21 protein-coding genes and 1 tRNA gene are annotated in these 16,354 nt (G+C 49.2%); 6 read left to right on the top strand and 16 right to left on the bottom strand.

The window, feature by feature from the left end; translation table 11 throughout:
- Positions 1–28: 28 nt before the first annotated feature.
- The 4 genes from C7452_RS03735 to C7452_RS03720 are packed head-to-tail and all read right to left on the bottom strand — an operon-like array spanning position 29 to position 2,044.
- On the bottom strand, positions 29–838 hold the full coding sequence (locus tag C7452_RS03735; RefSeq protein ID WP_170130280.1) for a type II CAAX endopeptidase family protein: 810 nt from the start codon (positions 836–838) through the stop codon (positions 29–31).
- Positions 839–867: 29 nt separating this feature from the next.
- Positions 868–1,071, bottom strand: a complete 204-nt coding sequence (locus C7452_RS03730; protein ID WP_048175416.1) for a hypothetical protein — start codon at positions 1,069–1,071, stop codon at positions 868–870.
- Between the two features lie 24 nt (positions 1,072–1,095).
- Positions 1,096–1,650, bottom strand: coding sequence for a DUF2953 domain-containing protein (locus C7452_RS03725; RefSeq protein ID WP_115892244.1), 555 nt, complete (start codon positions 1,648–1,650; stop codon positions 1,096–1,098).
- 7 nt (positions 1,651–1,657) lie between these two features.
- Positions 1,658–2,044 (bottom strand): GerW family sporulation protein, encoded by a 387-nt coding sequence (locus tag C7452_RS03720; protein ID WP_010876265.1) that lies wholly within the window; start codon positions 2,042–2,044, stop codon positions 1,658–1,660.
- 115 nt (positions 2,045–2,159) lie between these two features.
- On the opposite strand from C7452_RS03720, the gene C7452_RS03715 reads away from it, so the two are divergent.
- A complete protein-coding gene (locus C7452_RS03715) occupies positions 2,160–2,651 on the top strand; it encodes a hypothetical protein (RefSeq protein WP_115892243.1) in 492 nt (163 codons plus the stop codon).
- A 70-nt stretch (positions 2,652–2,721) separates the two neighbouring features.
- On the opposite strand, the gene C7452_RS03710 is transcribed toward C7452_RS03715, so the two are convergent.
- Complete coding sequence (locus C7452_RS03710) at positions 2,722–3,183, bottom strand: AraC family transcriptional regulator (RefSeq protein WP_170130279.1); 462 nt, start codon at positions 3,181–3,183, stop codon at positions 2,722–2,724.
- Between the two features lie 74 nt (positions 3,184–3,257).
- Complete coding sequence (locus C7452_RS03705) at positions 3,258–3,677, bottom strand: EamA family transporter (protein ID WP_115892241.1); 420 nt, start codon at positions 3,675–3,677, stop codon at positions 3,258–3,260.
- Between the two features lie 143 nt (positions 3,678–3,820).
- Here C7452_RS03705 and galE point away from each other — a divergent pair, with 143 nt between their 5' ends.
- The 3 genes from galE to C7452_RS03690 all read left to right on the top strand — a co-directional run bounded on the left by galE (position 3,821) and on the right by C7452_RS03690 (position 8,058).
- Positions 3,821–4,798, top strand: a complete 978-nt coding sequence (gene galE / locus C7452_RS03700) for a UDP-glucose 4-epimerase GalE (protein WP_115892240.1) — start codon at positions 3,821–3,823, stop codon at positions 4,796–4,798.
- Positions 4,795–6,726 (top strand): hypothetical protein, encoded by a 1,932-nt coding sequence (locus C7452_RS03695; RefSeq protein ID WP_115892239.1) that lies wholly within the window; start codon positions 4,795–4,797, stop codon positions 6,724–6,726. Before galE ends, C7452_RS03695 begins: the two co-directional genes overlap by 4 nt.
- 69 nt (positions 6,727–6,795) lie before the next feature.
- Positions 6,796–8,058: a CPBP family intramembrane glutamic endopeptidase gene (locus tag C7452_RS03690; protein ID WP_115892238.1), complete on the top strand. Its 1,263-nt coding sequence runs from the start codon at positions 6,796–6,798 to the stop codon at positions 8,056–8,058.
- Between the two features lie 56 nt (positions 8,059–8,114).
- Here the strand turns inward: C7452_RS03690 and galU are convergent, their stop codons facing one another.
- From galU to C7452_RS03670, 4 genes are all read right to left on the bottom strand, one after another.
- Positions 8,115–8,969: a UTP--glucose-1-phosphate uridylyltransferase GalU gene (gene galU / locus C7452_RS03685; protein WP_115892237.1), complete on the bottom strand. Its 855-nt coding sequence runs from the start codon at positions 8,967–8,969 to the stop codon at positions 8,115–8,117.
- A gap of 35 nt (positions 8,970–9,004) precedes the next feature.
- Positions 9,005–9,628 (bottom strand): hypothetical protein, encoded by a 624-nt coding sequence (locus tag C7452_RS03680; RefSeq protein ID WP_115892236.1) that lies wholly within the window; start codon positions 9,626–9,628, stop codon positions 9,005–9,007.
- Positions 9,629–9,640: 12 nt separating this feature from the next.
- Positions 9,641–9,880, bottom strand: a complete 240-nt coding sequence (locus C7452_RS03675; protein ID WP_048060862.1) for a hypothetical protein — start codon at positions 9,878–9,880, stop codon at positions 9,641–9,643.
- A 78-nt stretch (positions 9,881–9,958) separates the two neighbouring features.
- Complete coding sequence (locus C7452_RS03670) at positions 9,959–10,264, bottom strand: DUF167 domain-containing protein (protein ID WP_170130278.1); 306 nt, start codon at positions 10,262–10,264, stop codon at positions 9,959–9,961.
- A gap of 198 nt (positions 10,265–10,462) precedes the next feature.
- Here C7452_RS03670 and C7452_RS03665 point away from each other — a divergent pair.
- Positions 10,463–10,546, top strand: a tRNA-Leu gene (locus C7452_RS03665).
- A gap of 122 nt (positions 10,547–10,668) precedes the next feature.
- Here C7452_RS03665 and C7452_RS03660 read toward each other — a convergent pair.
- On the bottom strand, positions 10,669–11,085 hold the full coding sequence (locus C7452_RS03660; RefSeq protein ID WP_115892519.1) for a DUF371 domain-containing protein: 417 nt from the start codon (positions 11,083–11,085) through the stop codon (positions 10,669–10,671).
- A 435-nt stretch (positions 11,086–11,520) separates the two neighbouring features.
- Between C7452_RS03660 and C7452_RS03655 the strand changes: the two genes are divergently transcribed.
- Complete coding sequence (locus C7452_RS03655) at positions 11,521–11,994, top strand: GIY-YIG nuclease family protein (protein ID WP_245942814.1); 474 nt, start codon at positions 11,521–11,523, stop codon at positions 11,992–11,994.
- Here C7452_RS03655 and C7452_RS03650 read toward each other — a convergent pair whose 3' ends face one another.
- The 5 genes from C7452_RS03650 to purF all read right to left on the bottom strand — a co-directional run bounded on the left by C7452_RS03650 (position 11,995) and on the right by purF (position 16,339).
- The gene (locus C7452_RS03650) at positions 11,995–12,177 is read right to left on the bottom strand and encodes a hypothetical protein (protein ID WP_147299759.1); all 183 of its coding nucleotides are present in this window, start codon (positions 12,175–12,177) and stop codon (positions 11,995–11,997) included.
- Positions 12,178–12,232: 55 nt separating this feature from the next.
- On the bottom strand, positions 12,233–13,045 hold the full coding sequence (cfbC, locus tag C7452_RS03645; protein ID WP_115892232.1) for a Ni-sirohydrochlorin a,c-diamide reductive cyclase ATP-dependent reductase subunit: 813 nt from the start codon (positions 13,043–13,045) through the stop codon (positions 12,233–12,235).
- 18 nt (positions 13,046–13,063) lie between these two features.
- Positions 13,064–13,537: a CBS domain-containing protein gene (locus tag C7452_RS03640; RefSeq protein ID WP_115892231.1), complete on the bottom strand. Its 474-nt coding sequence runs from the start codon at positions 13,535–13,537 to the stop codon at positions 13,064–13,066.
- A gap of 135 nt (positions 13,538–13,672) precedes the next feature.
- The gene (locus C7452_RS03635) at positions 13,673–14,869 is read right to left on the bottom strand and encodes a U32 family peptidase (RefSeq protein WP_115892230.1); all 1,197 of its coding nucleotides are present in this window, start codon (positions 14,867–14,869) and stop codon (positions 13,673–13,675) included.
- A 63-nt stretch (positions 14,870–14,932) separates the two neighbouring features.
- The gene (gene purF, locus C7452_RS03630; RefSeq protein ID WP_048060868.1) at positions 14,933–16,339 is read right to left on the bottom strand and encodes an amidophosphoribosyltransferase; all 1,407 of its coding nucleotides are present in this window, start codon (positions 16,337–16,339) and stop codon (positions 14,933–14,935) included.
- Between the last annotated feature and the right edge of the window lie 15 nt (positions 16,340–16,354).

Genomic DNA, 16,354 nt, shown 5'->3' with positions numbered 1-16,354 from the left:
CTCAAATTATTTTTTTATCCATGAAAATTCAGTGCCCCTGACCACCGAAGTCTGTTTTAAGTTCTGATCCCGCAAATAACATCACAGCAAGGGCTGCAGCCACGTTCAGAATCATCAGGAATATTCCTCCAGCAAGGGTGCCCTGGACCGGGAAGAGGAAGTATGAGAGGTTTCCTGTTGTGTGGATTATCATGGTGGCCAGTATACTGCCTGTGGAGTTGTAGACCCAGGTATATATCACCGAGGCAGAGATTATAAGGATCATGAAACTCCAGAAGGGAACCTGGGACTGTATACTACCCCCAATGAAGAATAGGGGTATGTGCCAGAGCCCCCATATGAACCCTATTATCAGAGTCGCGTAGATTGGCGAGTACCTCCTCTGAAGCCGTGGAAGGGCATAGCCCCTCCACCCGAATTCCTCCTGCAGTGGCCCTCCGAGGAAGAATATGTAAATGAACACCATTATGACCATGAGGGGCTGGGAGGTCCAGTAGAGGTACGGCTGGGGGTCACCCCACAGGACACCCAGGTAGAGTGCCACTGCAGTTAGCACAGGAAAGAATAAGAGGATTACAGGCCACCAGAGCCTGTGAAAGTCGTAATTAACACCTTTCCTGAGGAGTGCCAGCAGTTCATCCCGGCCGCCATACCTGTAGCTCAGGAGAACAGCTGCAAGTGTTGGGCCGAAGGCTGCAGGGTTGTAGGGGCTTTCAAGGAATGCCTGCAGGGGCTGGGGGAAACTGAAGCCCGCAGAGACCATTGCTACAGGTATCCAGAGTACCCATGAAAATATGAATGCCACAATGAAAAAGTCTGATATGCGATCATTCTCCATCATAACCACCAGAATCCTATCAGTGCAACTTAGAGGGTATGAGGGTCACAGGGACCCTGAAGGGATACGATGTACCTCATCTCACCCTCCATCACGATACACAGTATAGGTTTCAGTGAGACTGCATTTATACCCTTTTCTGTGAGGATGAAGCTGACCCTGAAGACGGGTATTAAAAGCCTGCCACCGGCATCCACAGCTGCAGCGGGACATGCCCCCTCAATTATCCTCATTAAAACACACCAGCATCATAAGAGTCATGAGAAACTCCGGAGACCTGAGATGAATTCCCTGAAGGTTCTCCTCCTGAGAAGCATGAGAAATGTTAGAAGTGGCTTGAGGGGTGTCACCCTTAAGCTGAGTTCAAGGACCCCATTCACCTCATCACCTGAAAAGTCAGGTCTGACCATTATTTCAACATTCCTCACCCCTGCAGTCAATGCTGAAATGGTCCAGAGGTAACCTGATAGCTCTGCGGTCCCTGCCACGTCATCCGAGCCCACATCAACAGTCAGTTCCAGTCTCTGAAGGTTAATTGAAGATAGAACGCTCCCTGCAAGATCCATAATATCCCTTCTGGCAATTATAGCCCTGCGTGCCAGTTCAATCAGCCTTTTAAACTCAAATTCCTCACCCTTTTCTTTATCAGCACCTTTAAATCTTTTTCTGAATATTCCAAGTCTCCAGAGCAGGATCTGAAGCCTGAAATCCATATTCTGCCCCTTCTTAGTACCCCTGATGACCAGGGTGTAGGGTGAGATGAGCAGCACAGCCAGCAGCCCCGCTGGAACCGCCAGGATGAGGAATTTCATGAAACCTTTATTCTCCCCGCTTTACCTCAGAATCACCCTTATCTGAGATCTCCCTTATTATATCGGTGACTGCGGATCCAAGTTCCCCTATAACTCTCCCCCTGCCTGAAGTTAAATCTATGACCCTGACACCCCCGGGTCCCTCAACGCCCTTCAGCAGAACGATGACCGCCACGGGTTCAACTCCTGCCCCGGCAGCTGCGCCGCTTCCGGCGCCAGTATCCGATGTTGAAGCCCTTCCTTCACCCATACCGGCCCCGAATCCAACCCCCATCTTCATCAGGGGTATCAGTATTTTGTCCTCGCTTTCAATGGCCTCACCTACAAGGTTCTTCACGTCGAGGAGTTTGCGAAGCTCCTCAACGGTCGTTTTAATCGGCTCTTCAATTTTCATTTAAACCACATTGATATTATGTGATCGTTCAGGTATATGCACTTTCCCATTAAACATCCAAAAACATTTATAATGAAAGGACCCATATCCTCTATTAAATCTGGAGGCGGTAACCATGAATTTAAAACTGGTTTCTTTAATTGTGGTGCTTCTTATTGCAGGCGCCGCTGGAGTCTACATCCTAAATGGAAATGGCAGTGCAGATGGTAACACCAGCCCGGAAACTCTGGGAACCAATAAAACAGAAAACCATAAATCAGGCTCAGCCAGGATTGTCGCAACTCAGGCAGGACCTGAAACTGCAAAACCAGGCACAAATATCACGCTGAAGTGTAAACTGAGAAATGATGGTGAGGGTCCCGCCAAAAACGTTAAGGTTTCTTCACAGGACTTCGAAAGGAGCTTCTCTGTTATAGGACCCGGTGAACAGGTGGAATTCCAGGTCCAGATTTACATACCCACAGAGGAGGAGGTCAAGAGGGAATTCGGAGATGACGCAACGCTGTCAAACCCCTACTTTATAGGGGGCTTCGGTGTAACCTACACGGATATGACCGGAAAACACAGCACAAACTCAAATAACCTGGAAATACCTCTGAAAACCTAAGACAAAAAACACTGATTGTGCTAAAAATGGTTTTAAAGTTTGAGGGGGATCTTTAGATCCCTCAAAATTATTATTCTAACCTTTTAACAGGGATCTGGACCTCTGTAAGGAGCTCAGATTCGTCAACTTCCAGTGGACTGTTGAGGTAAACCTCTGTTATGGGCCCTGTAATCTCATAGCCATTCTCCATCGCATATTCGATGAGGGCATGTATAACCGGTCCCACCTCAGTGTATGGTCCCTCATGTAACGCTGCAATGACCCTGTGGGATGGTAGGTTCTTTATCTTAACCCTTTCATCCGCTTCGGCCTCACCTGCAATGGAAACACCTATCTCGTAGAGGAGTTCCTCCTCATCAACCTCCTCTGGAGTGTTGTAGTATGTCCCATATACACGACCTGTCATCTGCAGACCGTTCTTAATCACCCATCCCGCAACCTCAGAGATGTACTCCGGTATACGTTCATAGCTTCCCCTGCACTCAATGTAGGCCACACGAATCCCTTCAACCATCTTCTCAGTTATCTCCATAAAAACCTCCCCATTAATCTTATCAACCTCAAGTGATAAAAATTTATCTAAATTTCGCAAAAAACTGTGTTAGATCACATTCTAACAAGGATCACACCAGCAACAACCATCATAAGGCCGACAAGCCTTGTCGCCGTTATGCTCTCATCCAGAAGTAGTGCCGCAACCATCACCGTGAAGATGGGGAAGGCTGCAACCACCGGGACAACCACAGAGGCATCCCCCGATTTGAGGGCGTAGTAGTAGAATAGCTGTCCCAGGAGGGCCGCTGATATCCCATCAAGAGCCAGAAAGAACCATCCCCTGGGACCTGCCTCTGAAAGCGCCTCCGCACCCCCATTGAACATGACCCATATGAGCATGATCATGGTTATCACCGAACTCCTTATGGTTAGGGCAACACCGGGGTTAAGCCCCTCAAGACCAATCTTGCTGAAGACCGGGGCAAGACCGAACATGAGAGCTGCAAGTAGCGCGAAGACAAAGTAGTTCAAAACATCACCTCAGATTAATATATGAAATCAGACCATTAAATCTATGCAAAGGCAGACCACAAAGACATACCCACAAAAACAGGCCACCAAACCTTATTTACATGTTAACAGAAATATAGACAGAATCATATCTGTGTGATAAAATGATACTCATCGTTGGCGGAGCAGGATACATCGGGTCACATGTCAATAAATTTCTATCAGAGAGGGGATACGAAACCCTCATCCTTGATAACCTCACAAGGGGCCACAGGGATTTTGTTAAGTGGGGTGAATTCATAGAGGGTAACCTGGGTGATAGGAGACTCCTTGACAGGACCTTTGAAACCCATGACGTGGATGCGGTCATGCACTTCGCAGCATTCACAGATGTCGGTGAATCGGTCCTCAAACCAGGAAGGTACTACCATAACAACGTCGTGAACACCATAAACCTCCTGGATTCCATGGTGGACCATGGCGTCAGGGAATTCATATTTTCATCCACCTGTGCAGTCTACGGGAACCCCATGGAGATACCAATAAGCGAGGAACACCCCCTCAACCCCATAAGCCCCTATGGCAGATCCAAGCTCATGGTTGAGGAGATACTGAAGGACTACAGGGATGCCTATGGCCTCAACTATGTCTCGCTCCGCTACTTCAATGCAGCCGGAGCAGACCCTGAAGGGGAGGTGGGAGAGCTTCATAACCCTGAAACGCACCTTATACCCATCATTCTGGATGTTGCCCTGGGTCTGCGGGACGCCGTGCGGATATTCGGCACAGATTACCCCACACCCGACGGAACATGTGTGAGGGACTACATCCACGTTATGGACCTGGCAGATGCCCACTGGAGGGCGCTCAGATACCTTGAGGGTGGAGAAAGCGGGGTTTTCAACCTTGGAAACGGGAACGGCTTCTCAGTCAGAGAGGTTATAGAGACCTGCAGGGAGGTCACAGGTGCCAGTATAAATGCTGTTGAGGATGACAGAAGACCAGGTGATCCGCCGGAACTCGTGGGCAGTGCCGGTAGGGCCAGGAAGGTCCTTGGCTGGAGGCCGGAATTCACAGAACTCGAGGATATAATAGAAACCGCATGGAACTGGCATTCAAGGATCAAAGGGGGGGTTTCATGATAACCGTCACTGGAGATATAACCGTTGACTGGATACAGTGGCCTGTCAAGGGAGATTCCGAGGTCTCAGAGTTCAACTGGAAGAACCACCTTGGATTCAAGAGGAAGGCCCTTGAGGGCGGCGCACTCCTCACAGCAAGGATGCTGAAGAACTTTACGGAGGTTAATCACCCATCAATAGGGGATGAGCCAGGTAACACTGACCCCTCAGAGTTCATACACTCCTTCGCGGAACTCAAAGCCACAGGCGATGGTTATCACGTCAAGAAGTTCATGGGTTACACCGGCCCGGACAGCGGTCTTCCATCAATGCCATTCAGTTTAAAGGAACATGAATCCCCCATCATAGTGATCGATGACGCTGGGAACGGGTTCAGGGAGATGGAGGATCGGTGGCCGTCCCAGCTCATGGGTGGAGACCCCCTCATTGTGCTTAAGATGTCATCACCACTATTCAGAGGCAGCCTCTGGGAGCACCTCCTGGAAGAACATCCAGAGAAGCTAATAGTCATAATAACCGCAGATGACCTCAGGGAGCACGGTGCCAGCATAACAAGGAGGCTTTCATGGGAGAGGACCGCAGAGGACTTCATCTGGCAGATGGAGAACAACAGATCACTCGAAGATCTCAGGGACCTCAACGTGGTGGTCCGCATAGGCCTCGAGGGCGCCATACATTACAACAGGGGGGATGCCAGGCTGTTCTACCACCCGAAGCTCTTTGAGGGCAACCTTACAGAGAGAGCACCGGGGAAAATGCAGGGATGTGGCTCTGCATTCACTGCAGGATTCACTGCGGCCCTTTCAGAGGGTCATGGGATGGATGAATGCATAAGAAGGGGTATGGCAGCCGCTGCCAGACTCCTTGAAAGGGGGTTCTCATCCGCGCCAGACTACCCTGTAGATGAGATATTCCAGAGTGCCGGTGAGGAGATAGGGGCTGTTGAAATACCCAAGCACCCTCGGGGGCTCTGGACAATCGCCGACTCACCCCCAATATTCGACATAGAGGCGGTTTCAAGGTACATTGTGATAAACGGTTACAGCAGACGGAAATGTCCGCTACCTGTTGCCCACTTCGGTAAACTCATAACAGCAGACCGAAGGGAGATTGAGGGTTATCAGAGCATAAGGAACCTGATGGTGGAGTACATGAAAAATGATAATCCTGAGAGGCCCCTGTGCATCGGGGTGTTCGGGCCCCCCGGTGCCGGCAAATCCTTTGCAGTGAGCCAGCTTGCTGCAAGTGTTGACCCTGAGAGAATAAAGCCCCTCAACTTCAACATATCCCAGTTCAGGTGCGAGGATGATCTTATAGACGCCTTCCACCAGATAAGAGACGCTGTACTTGAGGGTATGGTTCCCCAGGCATTCTTTGATGAATTTGACTCCCCCCTCGGAGAGAAGAGACTTGGCTGGGTTAAGTACTTCCTTGCACCGATGCAGGACGGTGAGTTCAGGGAAGGTGACAGCATGCATCCCCTGGGCAAATCCATCCTGGTATTTGCAGGGGGTACGAGCAGCACATTCCAGGAGTTTGAGTCACAGGACCCTGAAGTTCTGAGGGAGGCCAAGGTCAGGGACTTCATAAGCCGCCTCAGGGGATACGTGAACATCATAGGTCCGGACCCACAGCACAGACGGGATAAGTTTTTCATGCTACGCAGGGCAATACTCCTCAGGTCCATGTTTGAGAGGAAGACTCCCCACCTCTTTGATACCAGCGGACGCCTCAGAATCGATGAGGGAGTGCTCAATGCCTTCCTCATGATACCTGAATACAGGCATGGAGTGAGGTCAATGGAGGCCATACTTGATATGAGCATCCTGCAGGACGTCAAGAAGTTTGAGAAGGCGTCACTTCCCTCTGCAGGTCAGCTTGACCTCCACGTGGATGGTGAGCTATTCCACAGGATGGCAATGGATTAGGTGAGTGCTGAGAGGCTACCGCACTGGTCAGCTTCAACGAAACCATCCATTAATGGATTAGGTGATATATTGGAGAGAAGAAGAATACTAAGACCAGAGGACTACATTGACAGACTTAAATATCTTAACAGGGTTGCTGATGAATACGCCGAGTCAGGTGATCTGAAGAAGACCGCTGACACACTCTTCAGAATCGGAAGAGAGTACCACAAGATCAACAGGACCGAACTTGCCATTGAGAGTTACAGGAACGCCCTCGAACTCTACAGGGAGGTGGATGACCCCCATGAGGCCGATGTATCACTCTGCATGGGGAGGGCCTATGAGGGTAAGGGCAAACTGAAGAGGGCCGCATGGTTCTACAACCTTGCGGCATCGGGTTTCCGTAAAACAGGGAATCTTAAAAGGGAATCAGATGCCGTTCTCTACAGTGCAAGGATCCTTGAGAAGATGGGGAAACACGATGAGGCCCTTGAGGCATACAGAAAGTACAATGAGATCTGCATGAAGAACCAGGATAAGATCAAGGTCCTTGTCGCATATTCAAAGATGAAGGAACTGGAGGCGGAACTCAGGGAAGAAATTTTAAGGTACAACGCCTCCGTGCTGCTCCTTTACCTTGCAATTCTCATCATCGCCGAGTATTCGACGACATTCATAAGCATGAAGCTTGGCCTCGTGATTCATGCGTCTCTCCTTTTCGCCCTCTTTATCCATTCGGCCCTATCAAAGAAGAAGATGAAGGTCCTCCTCGCTGCCATGATGATGCTGCCACTCATAAGGATCGTGGGGCTCTCAATGCCCCTTGCTGTTATAAAACACCTTTACTGGTATGTTATAATAGCCCTGCCCCTCTTTGCTGCATCCGCTGCCCTCATGCGGATCCAGAAACTTGGATGGGATGCTGTTGGACTGAACCTTAAAAATCTGAAGTGGCAGGTGGCTGTTGCACTTACCGGTTTCCCCATGGGTTACATCGAGTACCAGATACTCCGACCTGAAGCACTGATACCCTCACCCTCAGTTTCAAATCTACTGGTGGGCTTTCTGGTCATGCTTGTAGGGACTGGATTGGCAGAGGAGCTCCTCTTCAGGGGGATCCTTCAGAGAAATGCGGAGGACGTTATGGGAAAACTTCCAGGACTTCTGTATGCTTCACTCCTCTTTACAGCCCTTCACGTTGGCTGGAAATCTGGTTACGACCTTATATTTGTTTTCAGTGTCGCCATGATCTATGGTCTGGCGTTTCAGAGAACAAGGAGCATTTCAGGTATAACCATATCCCACGGGATATCAAATTCCATTCTCTTCCTGGTAATGCCCTTCCTCTAATTTATTTAAAAAAATAGAGATTAATCAGAGGGAACCATTGAATGCCAAGAGGGTTATCAGTAATTATCGATGAGATTCTTGAGATATTCAATTAATTCGGGCCTTATCTCATCATCATTCATTGCAAATTCAAGGGATGTTTTAAGCCAGTCAAGCCGGTTGCCAATATCATAGGTTCTTCCCCTGAAAACGCAACCATAGACCTCCTCAAGGCACCTCATGGCATCTGTGAGCTGTATCTCACCACCGAATCCAGGTGGCACCTCCCTTATGTGGTCAAATATTTCACTCTCAAGGACGTACCTGCCCATTATGGCAAGGTTTGAAGGCGCCTCAGTTACAGGTGGCTTCTCAACCATATCCTTTATGCTGTAGATTCCCTCTGAGACCTCTTCGCCATCTATGATACCGTATCGTTCCACCTTATCCAGGGGGACCTCCTCCACTGCAATTGCAGATGCCCCGTACCTCTCATATATATCCATTAACTGGCGCGTGCATGGGACCTCTGATGAGGTTATGGTATCCCCCAGGAGAACAGCGAAGGCGTCCTCACCGTCTATGTGCTTTCTTGCACAGTATATTGCATCCCCGAGGCCCTTCTGTTCCTTCTGCCTCACGAAGTAGATGTCGGCAAGGTCTGATATGGCCTCAACCTCGTCAAGGTAATCCATCTTGTTGTTCTTCCTCAGGAAGTATTCAAGTTCAAAGGAACGGTCAAAGTGGTCCTCAATTGACCTCTTACCCTTACCTGTTATTATGAGTATATCATCTATGCCCGAGGCCACTGCCTCCTCAACAACGTACTGTATTGTTGGCTTGTCAAAGACCGGTAACATCTCTTTGGGCTGTGCCTTGGTTGCAGGCAGGAAACGGGTCCCAAGGCCAGCTGCTGGTATAACTGCCTTCATGAAAAACCTCCATTAACTTAAAAAATAAAAAAAGTTTAACCACCCGCTGCGAGAGTACATAGAACTGGAGGTGCGAGCTGTGTTATGGTAACCGTCCCATCTGCATTCACGGTTATAAGAAGCTCAACATATACTGATTTTATACCCTTGAGGAACTCAGCTCCCCTACTGGGGTCCTGTGTAATGTTGATCTGGTTTGAAGTTATGGTAGATGCGGGGTAAAATGCGTGTGAGGCTGTAAGAATGTATGCATTTGCCTCGTCATCGATTTTATCCTGGTTACCTCCATGTACAGTCATGTTGATGGTTGCGTTTCCTGTTTTGTTAGCATGTGGATCAATCCACATCTTCAGTGTAAAGGTTGTTCCGGCAGGTAATGATCCATTGTAGCCGAGTTCCTTTGAGAGGTCCACTGTAACCCTTCCATTTGGCTGTTCCCATGAATCCATGTATATGTTCGTTAGTGAGCCATCAGCCTTTGATACGTTCTCTATAACCGCAACCGCATGCACCTGATGGTCAGCAGCATGGTTGTCCAATGCAAGGAGTGTTGTGCCTGCTGCAGGGGGTGTAACTGTCTGTTTCCCCATCATGAGGGCCAGAGCCCCCGCTATGATGATTATAACCACTATGGCCAGTATTAAAGCATTTCTGTTCATCCTTTACCCCCTTCAGACAATTGTAAGGACCCTGTATATCACTATCGCTGCAAACACTATCAGTAGCGGTAGAATTGCCACGTTGGAACCGGATACCAGTGCCTTTAATGTTTCGTTTCCTGTTTCATCAGAGCTGAGCACCTCCTTCACCGCCAGGAAACCAATAAGTGCAATCACTGCTATTATGCTGTATGTCATGACATCCGCAGTTGTCACCGTGGTGGTAGTTGTTGTTGTGACTGTCGAAATCATTTCTAACCTCCAGTTGTTTTTTCTAATCTTGATGACTAATAAACTTTTCTATACATTTAATAACAGAGCTTAACATATTCATGGAATCTCAAGGCCAAATTTTTCTGAGACTAGCTTCAGGAAGAGATCCCTTCCCATGCCCTGAATCCTGATTGTCTTCTGACGGCTCTTCTGCCCTGACACTATCTCAACATCCCTTCCAAAGGTTTCTGAGAATTCCCTTATTATCTCCCTGTTTGCCTTCCCCTTCTGTGGGGGTGAACGGATCTTCACCTCAATCCTCTTCCTCCATTCATTGTAGGTTGAGATCCTAAATTTTCCTGATGCAGGTGATACCTCAATGTTCACAAGAAGGTCATCACCCACCTCCCTAAGACAGTCCATAGTGATCACCCGTCAGGTCATTAAGTCAATAATAACTGAGAATGCAGCTTTCAGCCTATCAGTATATCCTTTCATCTGCATAAATATGATGGCACCAGCATGTTCTGTTTCATTGCAGAAGTCTGAACCACCGCAAACTTTAAATAGTAAAATGTAGATACTTTGTTTCACTCCCCGATCAGCACTGATTTTTCCCATGCAGGGGTGGTCGAGCGGTCAAAGGCGCTAGGTTGAGGGCCTAGTGGGGGAGTCCCTTCGCGGGTTCGAATCCCGTCCCCTGCACTTCTATTTCATCAATTTTCAGTAGGCAATACTGGACTTCAAAATTTTTTTAATAGTAAGAACTCCAGAAAGAGTACTGAATCTCAGGTTCTCAATGGCTTCCAAGTATATATAGCACAGAATTAATATTCGACTATTATCTCAACCGTGAGTTCCCTGCCCTCCCTCAGATCCCTCACAAGATTCTCATCAAGATCACAGGCAGCCTTATCAGCCCCTATCATCAGCGTCCTGCTGCAGATGTAATCACTCTTCCTGCACACTATATCAGTTGGATGGTCAAGGGTAAGTTCAGGGTGCCCGTAGCCCCTTATCTCATCATAGCCATTCTCTGTCCTCAGTATAACCCTCACCCGTGATGATTCCCCTGCTATGGCCCTCTTCATCTCATCGGGAAGTGTTGATATGGAATCAGACGATGAAACGCCTATTATGCAGTCTGCTGTTTCACCTATCTCCGGGTCCACAGTGACCTCAAAGGTTGTCCTGTGGCCTGCTGTGACATTGGGATGTCCCCTTGCCCTCAGAGTATATCTCAACACTCCCATTGGATCACCATGGAAAAATTGGGTTTCTGCAGGGCCCAGAAAAAAGAGTTCAACTGGCAAAAAATCTACTCTGCCTTCGTACCTCCCCAGAGGGCTACAAGCCCGATAATTATTTTAAGGGCAGCGTGCCATGCCGGGTCCTTGAGAGCCGGATACGGAATCCCAAGGTAACCCAGTATACCCATCAGTACCAGTATTATACCTATTTATGTAAAGCAACCATTTTGCCACTGCCATGGTATCACCCCCACTGGTAATGGTGCCCTGCAGAAACCAGAATTATATTAAAATTGTGATGGATATAAATTTTACTAAAAGTTTCTTGCTGTGATAATAACCATTCAATTTATTACCTGAAATGAGTGTACATCCTCTTAAATTAGTAAATGTTCAGCTAAGATTATTATATAAAGGGGTGTCCCCTTAATGTATATACGGAAGGAATGCACCTATGAAAACGCCCAGTTAAATCCAGGGGATGATGCTATGAAGGGAACATACTGTCTCATTATAAACTGCAGAGGGACTGAGAGGAGGATCGGAAGCCTTGGAACCGTAAGTTTCCCTCCGGGATTCTATGTCTATGTGGGTTCAGGATTCAACTCCCTTGAGGCAAGGATAAAAAGACATCTCAGCTCCGAGAAAAGGAGGAGGTGGCACATAGACCACTTCCTAGACGAGGCGGACGTTGAATGTGTCCTCTACACAACAGACAAAAGAAAACTCGAATGTAAAGTTTCAGAGAAGCTCCATGGAGATGGATCCATTGATAAATTCGGCTGTTCAGACTGCAGTTGCACCTCCCACCTGCACCACTTCAAAAATAAAAATGATGCCACCGAATCTGTAAGGAGGGCCTTCATGGAACTGGGAGCTGAGGTCCATGAATGGGTGATATGACTATCCCCTCAGTAGTTTAACCCCAGCACCCATCATCAGAGCCCCGAAGATTAACTTAAGGGCTGCATGCCATTGGGGCTCAGTTCCAAGGGCACCTGATGGGTCGAATGCCCATACCGCCATAATCACTATCAGAAATCCAGCTGCAAGATGGAATGCTCCAAGCTGCTCAAACCTCTCCATAACCATATCCTCCATCAAAAACCCATGAAAGACCACCTGGGATCAAGGATGAATCTCAGGAGGCACCATCATTACCCTCAACCCTGAATTTTCTGAAGAATTCCTCAAACTCCTCCTGATCCATTGGCTCTGGTACCGTGAATTCTGTGTTCCTGTAGATATCCTCCGCGAGTTTCCTGTAAACAGAGGCCTGTTCAGACTCAGGAAACCGTTCTATGACAGTCCTGGCCTCAAGCTCACTCTCCTGGACAAGATGGCTTCTTGGAACAGCTCCAATCAGCCTTGAACCTATCCTTGAAGCAAATTCAGATACGATCTCCACCTCGTCCCGGATGCCCCTGCAGTTACATATGACACCTCCAAGTTTACCCTTGAGCTTCCTTATGCCCCGTGCAATGTTGTTGGCCGCGTAAAGGGACATGTACTCCCCGGATGTAACTATGTAGATCTCATCTGCAAAGTCCTCCCTCAGGGGAACTGCAAAGCCTCCACAGACAACGTCACCAAGGACATCATAGATTATGACATCAATATCCTCCCTGAATACTCCAAGCCTTTCCAGGAGGTTCATTGCAACTATGACGCCCCTCCCGGCACACCCCACACCTGGTTCAGGGCCACCTGATTCAACGCACCTTACACCACCAAATCCGGTGTGTATTACCTCAGAAACATCGGGTTTTCTGTTCTCCTTCAGTACATCCAGAACCGCAGGGAGCCTCTCACCGTAGAGTGTCCTTGTGGTATCTGCCTTGGGGTCACAGCCTATCACAAGGACCCTGTGTTCCGATGAGTAAGCTGCCGCCATGTTTGAGACGATGGTGGATTTACCTATACCTCCCTTCCCATAGATGGCTATCCTCTTCATTGAGACACCACTGAGCGCTCACTTAACAAAGGCCCCTATTATGTCGCCCCTTGTTATTATCCCGACCAGCCTGCCATCCTCATCAACAACCGGGAGCCTCTTGATGTCATGCCTCTCCATGAGCTCAGCTGCATCTGAGACCGAAGCGTCCGGGGGCACGGTTATAACCTTACGGGTCATTATCTCCTCCACGAGCATGACAGCGGCCTTCCTTATACCCCTGGCTATCTCATCATATTCGTGTTTCATGCGGAGGGGGAGTTCAAGGAGGTCCAGTGGTGATGGCATGAGGAGGTTAAGGCTTGGGGAGTGGACCTCTATGAGCCTCATTATATCCCCCTCACTGATGATACCCACAAGGTTCCCATCCTCGTCCACAACCGGGGCACCGCTTATCCTGTTCTCCCTGAGTACCCTTGCCGCGTCATGTATACTGCTGTTTCTCTTAACGGTTATAACATCGCTCTGCATAGCATCCTTTACCCTTATCATCTATTCACCCATCTTTAATATGTGGACCATCACTTTTAAAAATAACAGTCCCCCACCACATACCAGCCAGTAATAGGAGGCCAGAAAAAAAGGAATAACTGAAACATCGAGGGTGGGTTTTCAGAAACCGGGTTCTCAGGAATCAGTCCTCTTAAGCCTCCTGTAGACAAGATCTCCTGGCCGCACCCTGTCCTCAACAAGGAGCCCGACCTCCCCACCTTCGGCCATCTCCACAGGTGATCCATCTATCTGGAGGGACCTAACACGCTGTATGAGGGCCCCGGTGGTTTTTCCCTGGATTATAACCTCATCACCCACCTTGAGGGGTCTCCATAGTCGTATCCTTGCTGCACCGGCCTTCCTGTAGTAATTTACTACCTCCCCAATGTCCTCCTTGATGTATTCAGATATGTTTCCGCTGCTACCATTCTCGGGTTCACTGAAATAGAATCCTGTGCTGAAGCCCCTGTTGAAGACCTTTCGAAGTTCACTGAGCCAGCGCTCCTCAAATCTCCACTCACCACTGAGGTATCTGTCCATTGCCTCCCTGTAGACACCTGTCACCGTTGCAACGTAATCAGCGGGGCGCCCTCGACCCTCAATTTTAAATGCATGGACCCCCGCATCAATAAGTTCAGGTATGTGCTCGATCATGCAGAGATCCGCGGGACTCAGGAGGTAGCTCCTTACAGCCTCTGAAGCTGACACCTCAAGGTCGAATTCACCGTCCTCGGATACCAGTCTCCAGCTCTTCCTGCAGGGCTGCAGGCAGTCACCACAGTTTGCACTTCTGCCATAGAGGTAGGAACTCAGGTAGCACCTCCCTGAGATGGCGGTGCAGAGGGCTCCGTGAACAAAGACCTCAACCTCAACCGGTGAAGCCGACGCAATCCCTGCGATTTCTCTGAGGGACAGTTCCCTTGAGAGTATAGCCCTTGAGACCCCCATGTCCCTGAGTATGGTGAGTGTACGGGTGTTTGTAATGTTTGCCTGTACACTTACATGGACATCCAGCCCGCATTCAGCTGCAAGGTCCACCGCTGCAAGGTCAGAGGCTATGACAGCATCAACACCTGCGGAGTGGAGTTCTGGAAAGATATTCTTGAGCCTCTCAACATCATCATCCCTGAGGGCCGTGTTGGTGCAGACATATAGTCTTGAGCCGTGGTCGTGGGCCCTCTCCACCGCCTCTGCAACCTCACTTACCCTAAAGTTATCTGCCCGGGCCCTCATGTTGCAGCCCTCGAGTCCAATGTAGACTGCATCCGCCCCTGACCTGAGGGCTGCCATGAGGGAAGAAAAGTCTCCGGCCGGTGATAGGAGTTCAGGCATCTCAATCACTGAAAAACAATCCTTAATTTTATACAACAATGAAAATCAGCAGTCAGGGTCCCATCATCTGGAGCAGGACCTCATGGCCTCATATTCACTTATGTCAGATGGTAGGGGTGTGGGGTAGTCCCCGTCAAGGCATCCCGTGCACAGGAATCCCTTCTTTATACCTATGCACTCCACCAGGGACTCGATGCTGAGGTAGCCCAGGGAATCAACACCTATTATCCTCCTTATCTCCTCAACGTTCCTGGTGGATGCTATGAGCTCCTTCTTCGTTGCCATTGCTATGCCATAGTAGCACGGGGACTTTATGGGTGGGCAGCCTATCCTCAGATGTATCTCCTCTGCCCCGGCATCCCTTATGATGTCAATGAGTGCCCTTGAGGTTGTCCCCCTCACTATACTGTCATCGATGAGTACTATGCGTTTACCCTCAAGTTCGGACCTTATGGGGTTCATCTTGAGTTTAACCGCTGTTTCACGTTCCTCCTGGGTCGGCATTATAAATGTACGACCCACGTACCTGTTCTTTATCAGGCCCTCACCGTAGGGTATCCCTGAGGCCCTTGAGTATCCTATGGCCGCCGGGATGGATGAGTCAGGTACGGGTACAACCACGTCTGCGTTGGCCGGGTGCTCCCTGTAGAGGGCCTCCCCAATATTGAGGCGGACCCTGTATACGTTGCGCCCGTCGATTACACTGTCCGGCCTTGCGAAGTAGACGTACTCAAACATGCAGTGGGCCCTCCTGGTGTTGGGGGCGTTTGCAACCCAGTAGGATTTGCCCCGGTTCAGGTGGAGTATCTCACCGGGCTGGACGTCCCTTACATGCTCGGCACCTATGACATCAAAGGCCACGGTCTCCGAGGCCACGATCTGGGTGCTGCCCTTCCTTGCAAAGGCCAGTGGTTTTATACCCACAGGGTCCCTGACGACATAGAGGTCCTGGTTCAGAAGCACCACCAGGGAATATGATCCCACCAGCTGCTCTGAAACCCTCTTTATGGAGTATATCATGTTCGGTTTCTCATCGTATTCCCTGCTGAGGAGGTGGCAGATGACCTCTGAGTCCGTCGTTGAGACAAAGTTGTGACCCTCCTCCTCGAGTTCCTCCCGGAGTTCCATGGAGTTTATGATGTCTCCATTGTGGGCTATTGCAATTTTACCTCCCTGAAATTCGCTCCAGAATGGCTGAGAATTCTCAATCCTTGATTCGCCTGTGGTTGAGTAGCGCACGTGTCCTATCCCGACGTTCCCCTTAAGTTCCTCTAGCTTCTCAGGATTGAAGACGTCGCAGACCAGCCCCATTCCCCTGTGTGTCAGTATATCGTTCCCATTGAATGTTGAGATCCCTGCAGACTCCTGTCCCCTGTGCTGCAGTGCGTAGAGCGCATAATATATCTGGGAGGCCACACCGGTTTTCTTATCCTGTGAGTAAATCCCTACAATACCGCATTTATCTCTCACTTCAGATTCTCCCAA

This window comes from Methanothermobacter defluvii (genome assembly GCF_003385755.1).
GTDB lineage: Archaea > Methanobacteriota > Methanobacteria > Methanobacteriales > Methanothermobacteraceae > Methanothermobacter > Methanothermobacter thermautotrophicus.
This window is presented reverse-complemented; position numbering and strand designations above follow the sequence as displayed.

Bases quoted from the DNA above. Each gene is read 5' to 3' on its own strand.
- C7452_RS03695 (WP_115892239.1), top strand. From the start codon at position 4,795: ATGATAACCGTCACTGGAGATATAACCGTTGACTGGATACAGTGGCCT.
- C7452_RS03655 (WP_245942814.1), top strand. From the start codon at position 11,521: ATGTATATACGGAAGGAATGCACCTATGAAAACGCCCAGTTAAATCCA.
- C7452_RS03635 (WP_115892230.1), bottom strand. From the start codon at position 14,869: ATGCCTGAACTCCTATCACCGGCCGGAGACTTTTCTTCCCTCATGGCA.
- cfbC (WP_115892232.1), bottom strand. From the start codon at position 13,045: ATGAAGAGGATAGCCATCTATGGGAAGGGAGGTATAGGTAAATCCACC.
- C7452_RS03670 (WP_170130278.1), bottom strand. From the start codon at position 10,264: ATGGACTGTCTTAGGGAGGTGGGTGATGACCTTCTTGTGAACATTGAG.
- C7452_RS03680 (WP_115892236.1), bottom strand. From the start codon at position 9,628: ATGAACAGAAATGCTTTAATACTGGCCATAGTGGTTATAATCATCATA.
- C7452_RS03710 (WP_170130279.1), bottom strand. From the start codon at position 3,183: ATGGAGATAACTGAGAAGATGGTTGAAGGGATTCGTGTGGCCTACATT.
- C7452_RS03735 (WP_170130280.1), bottom strand. From the start codon at position 838: ATGGAGAATGATCGCATATCAGACTTTTTCATTGTGGCATTCATATTT.
- C7452_RS03715 (WP_115892243.1), top strand. From the start codon at position 2,160: ATGAATTTAAAACTGGTTTCTTTAATTGTGGTGCTTCTTATTGCAGGC.
- C7452_RS03730 (WP_048175416.1), bottom strand. From the start codon at position 1,071: ATGAGGATAATTGAGGGGGCATGTCCCGCTGCAGCTGTGGATGCCGGT.
- C7452_RS03725 (WP_115892244.1), bottom strand. From the start codon at position 1,650: ATGAAATTCCTCATCCTGGCGGTTCCAGCGGGGCTGCTGGCTGTGCTG.
- C7452_RS03675 (WP_048060862.1), bottom strand. From the start codon at position 9,880: ATGATTTCGACAGTCACAACAACAACTACCACCACGGTGACAACTGCG.
- galE (WP_115892240.1), top strand. From the start codon at position 3,821: ATGATACTCATCGTTGGCGGAGCAGGATACATCGGGTCACATGTCAAT.
- galU (WP_115892237.1), bottom strand. From the start codon at position 8,969: ATGAAGGCAGTTATACCAGCAGCTGGCCTTGGGACCCGTTTCCTGCCT.
- C7452_RS03720 (WP_010876265.1), bottom strand. From the start codon at position 2,044: ATGAAAATTGAAGAGCCGATTAAAACGACCGTTGAGGAGCTTCGCAAA.
- C7452_RS03650 (WP_147299759.1), bottom strand. From the start codon at position 12,177: ATGGAGAGGTTTGAGCAGCTTGGAGCATTCCATCTTGCAGCTGGATTT.
- C7452_RS03640 (WP_115892231.1), bottom strand. From the start codon at position 13,537: ATGATAAGGGTAAAGGATGCTATGCAGAGCGATGTTATAACCGTTAAG.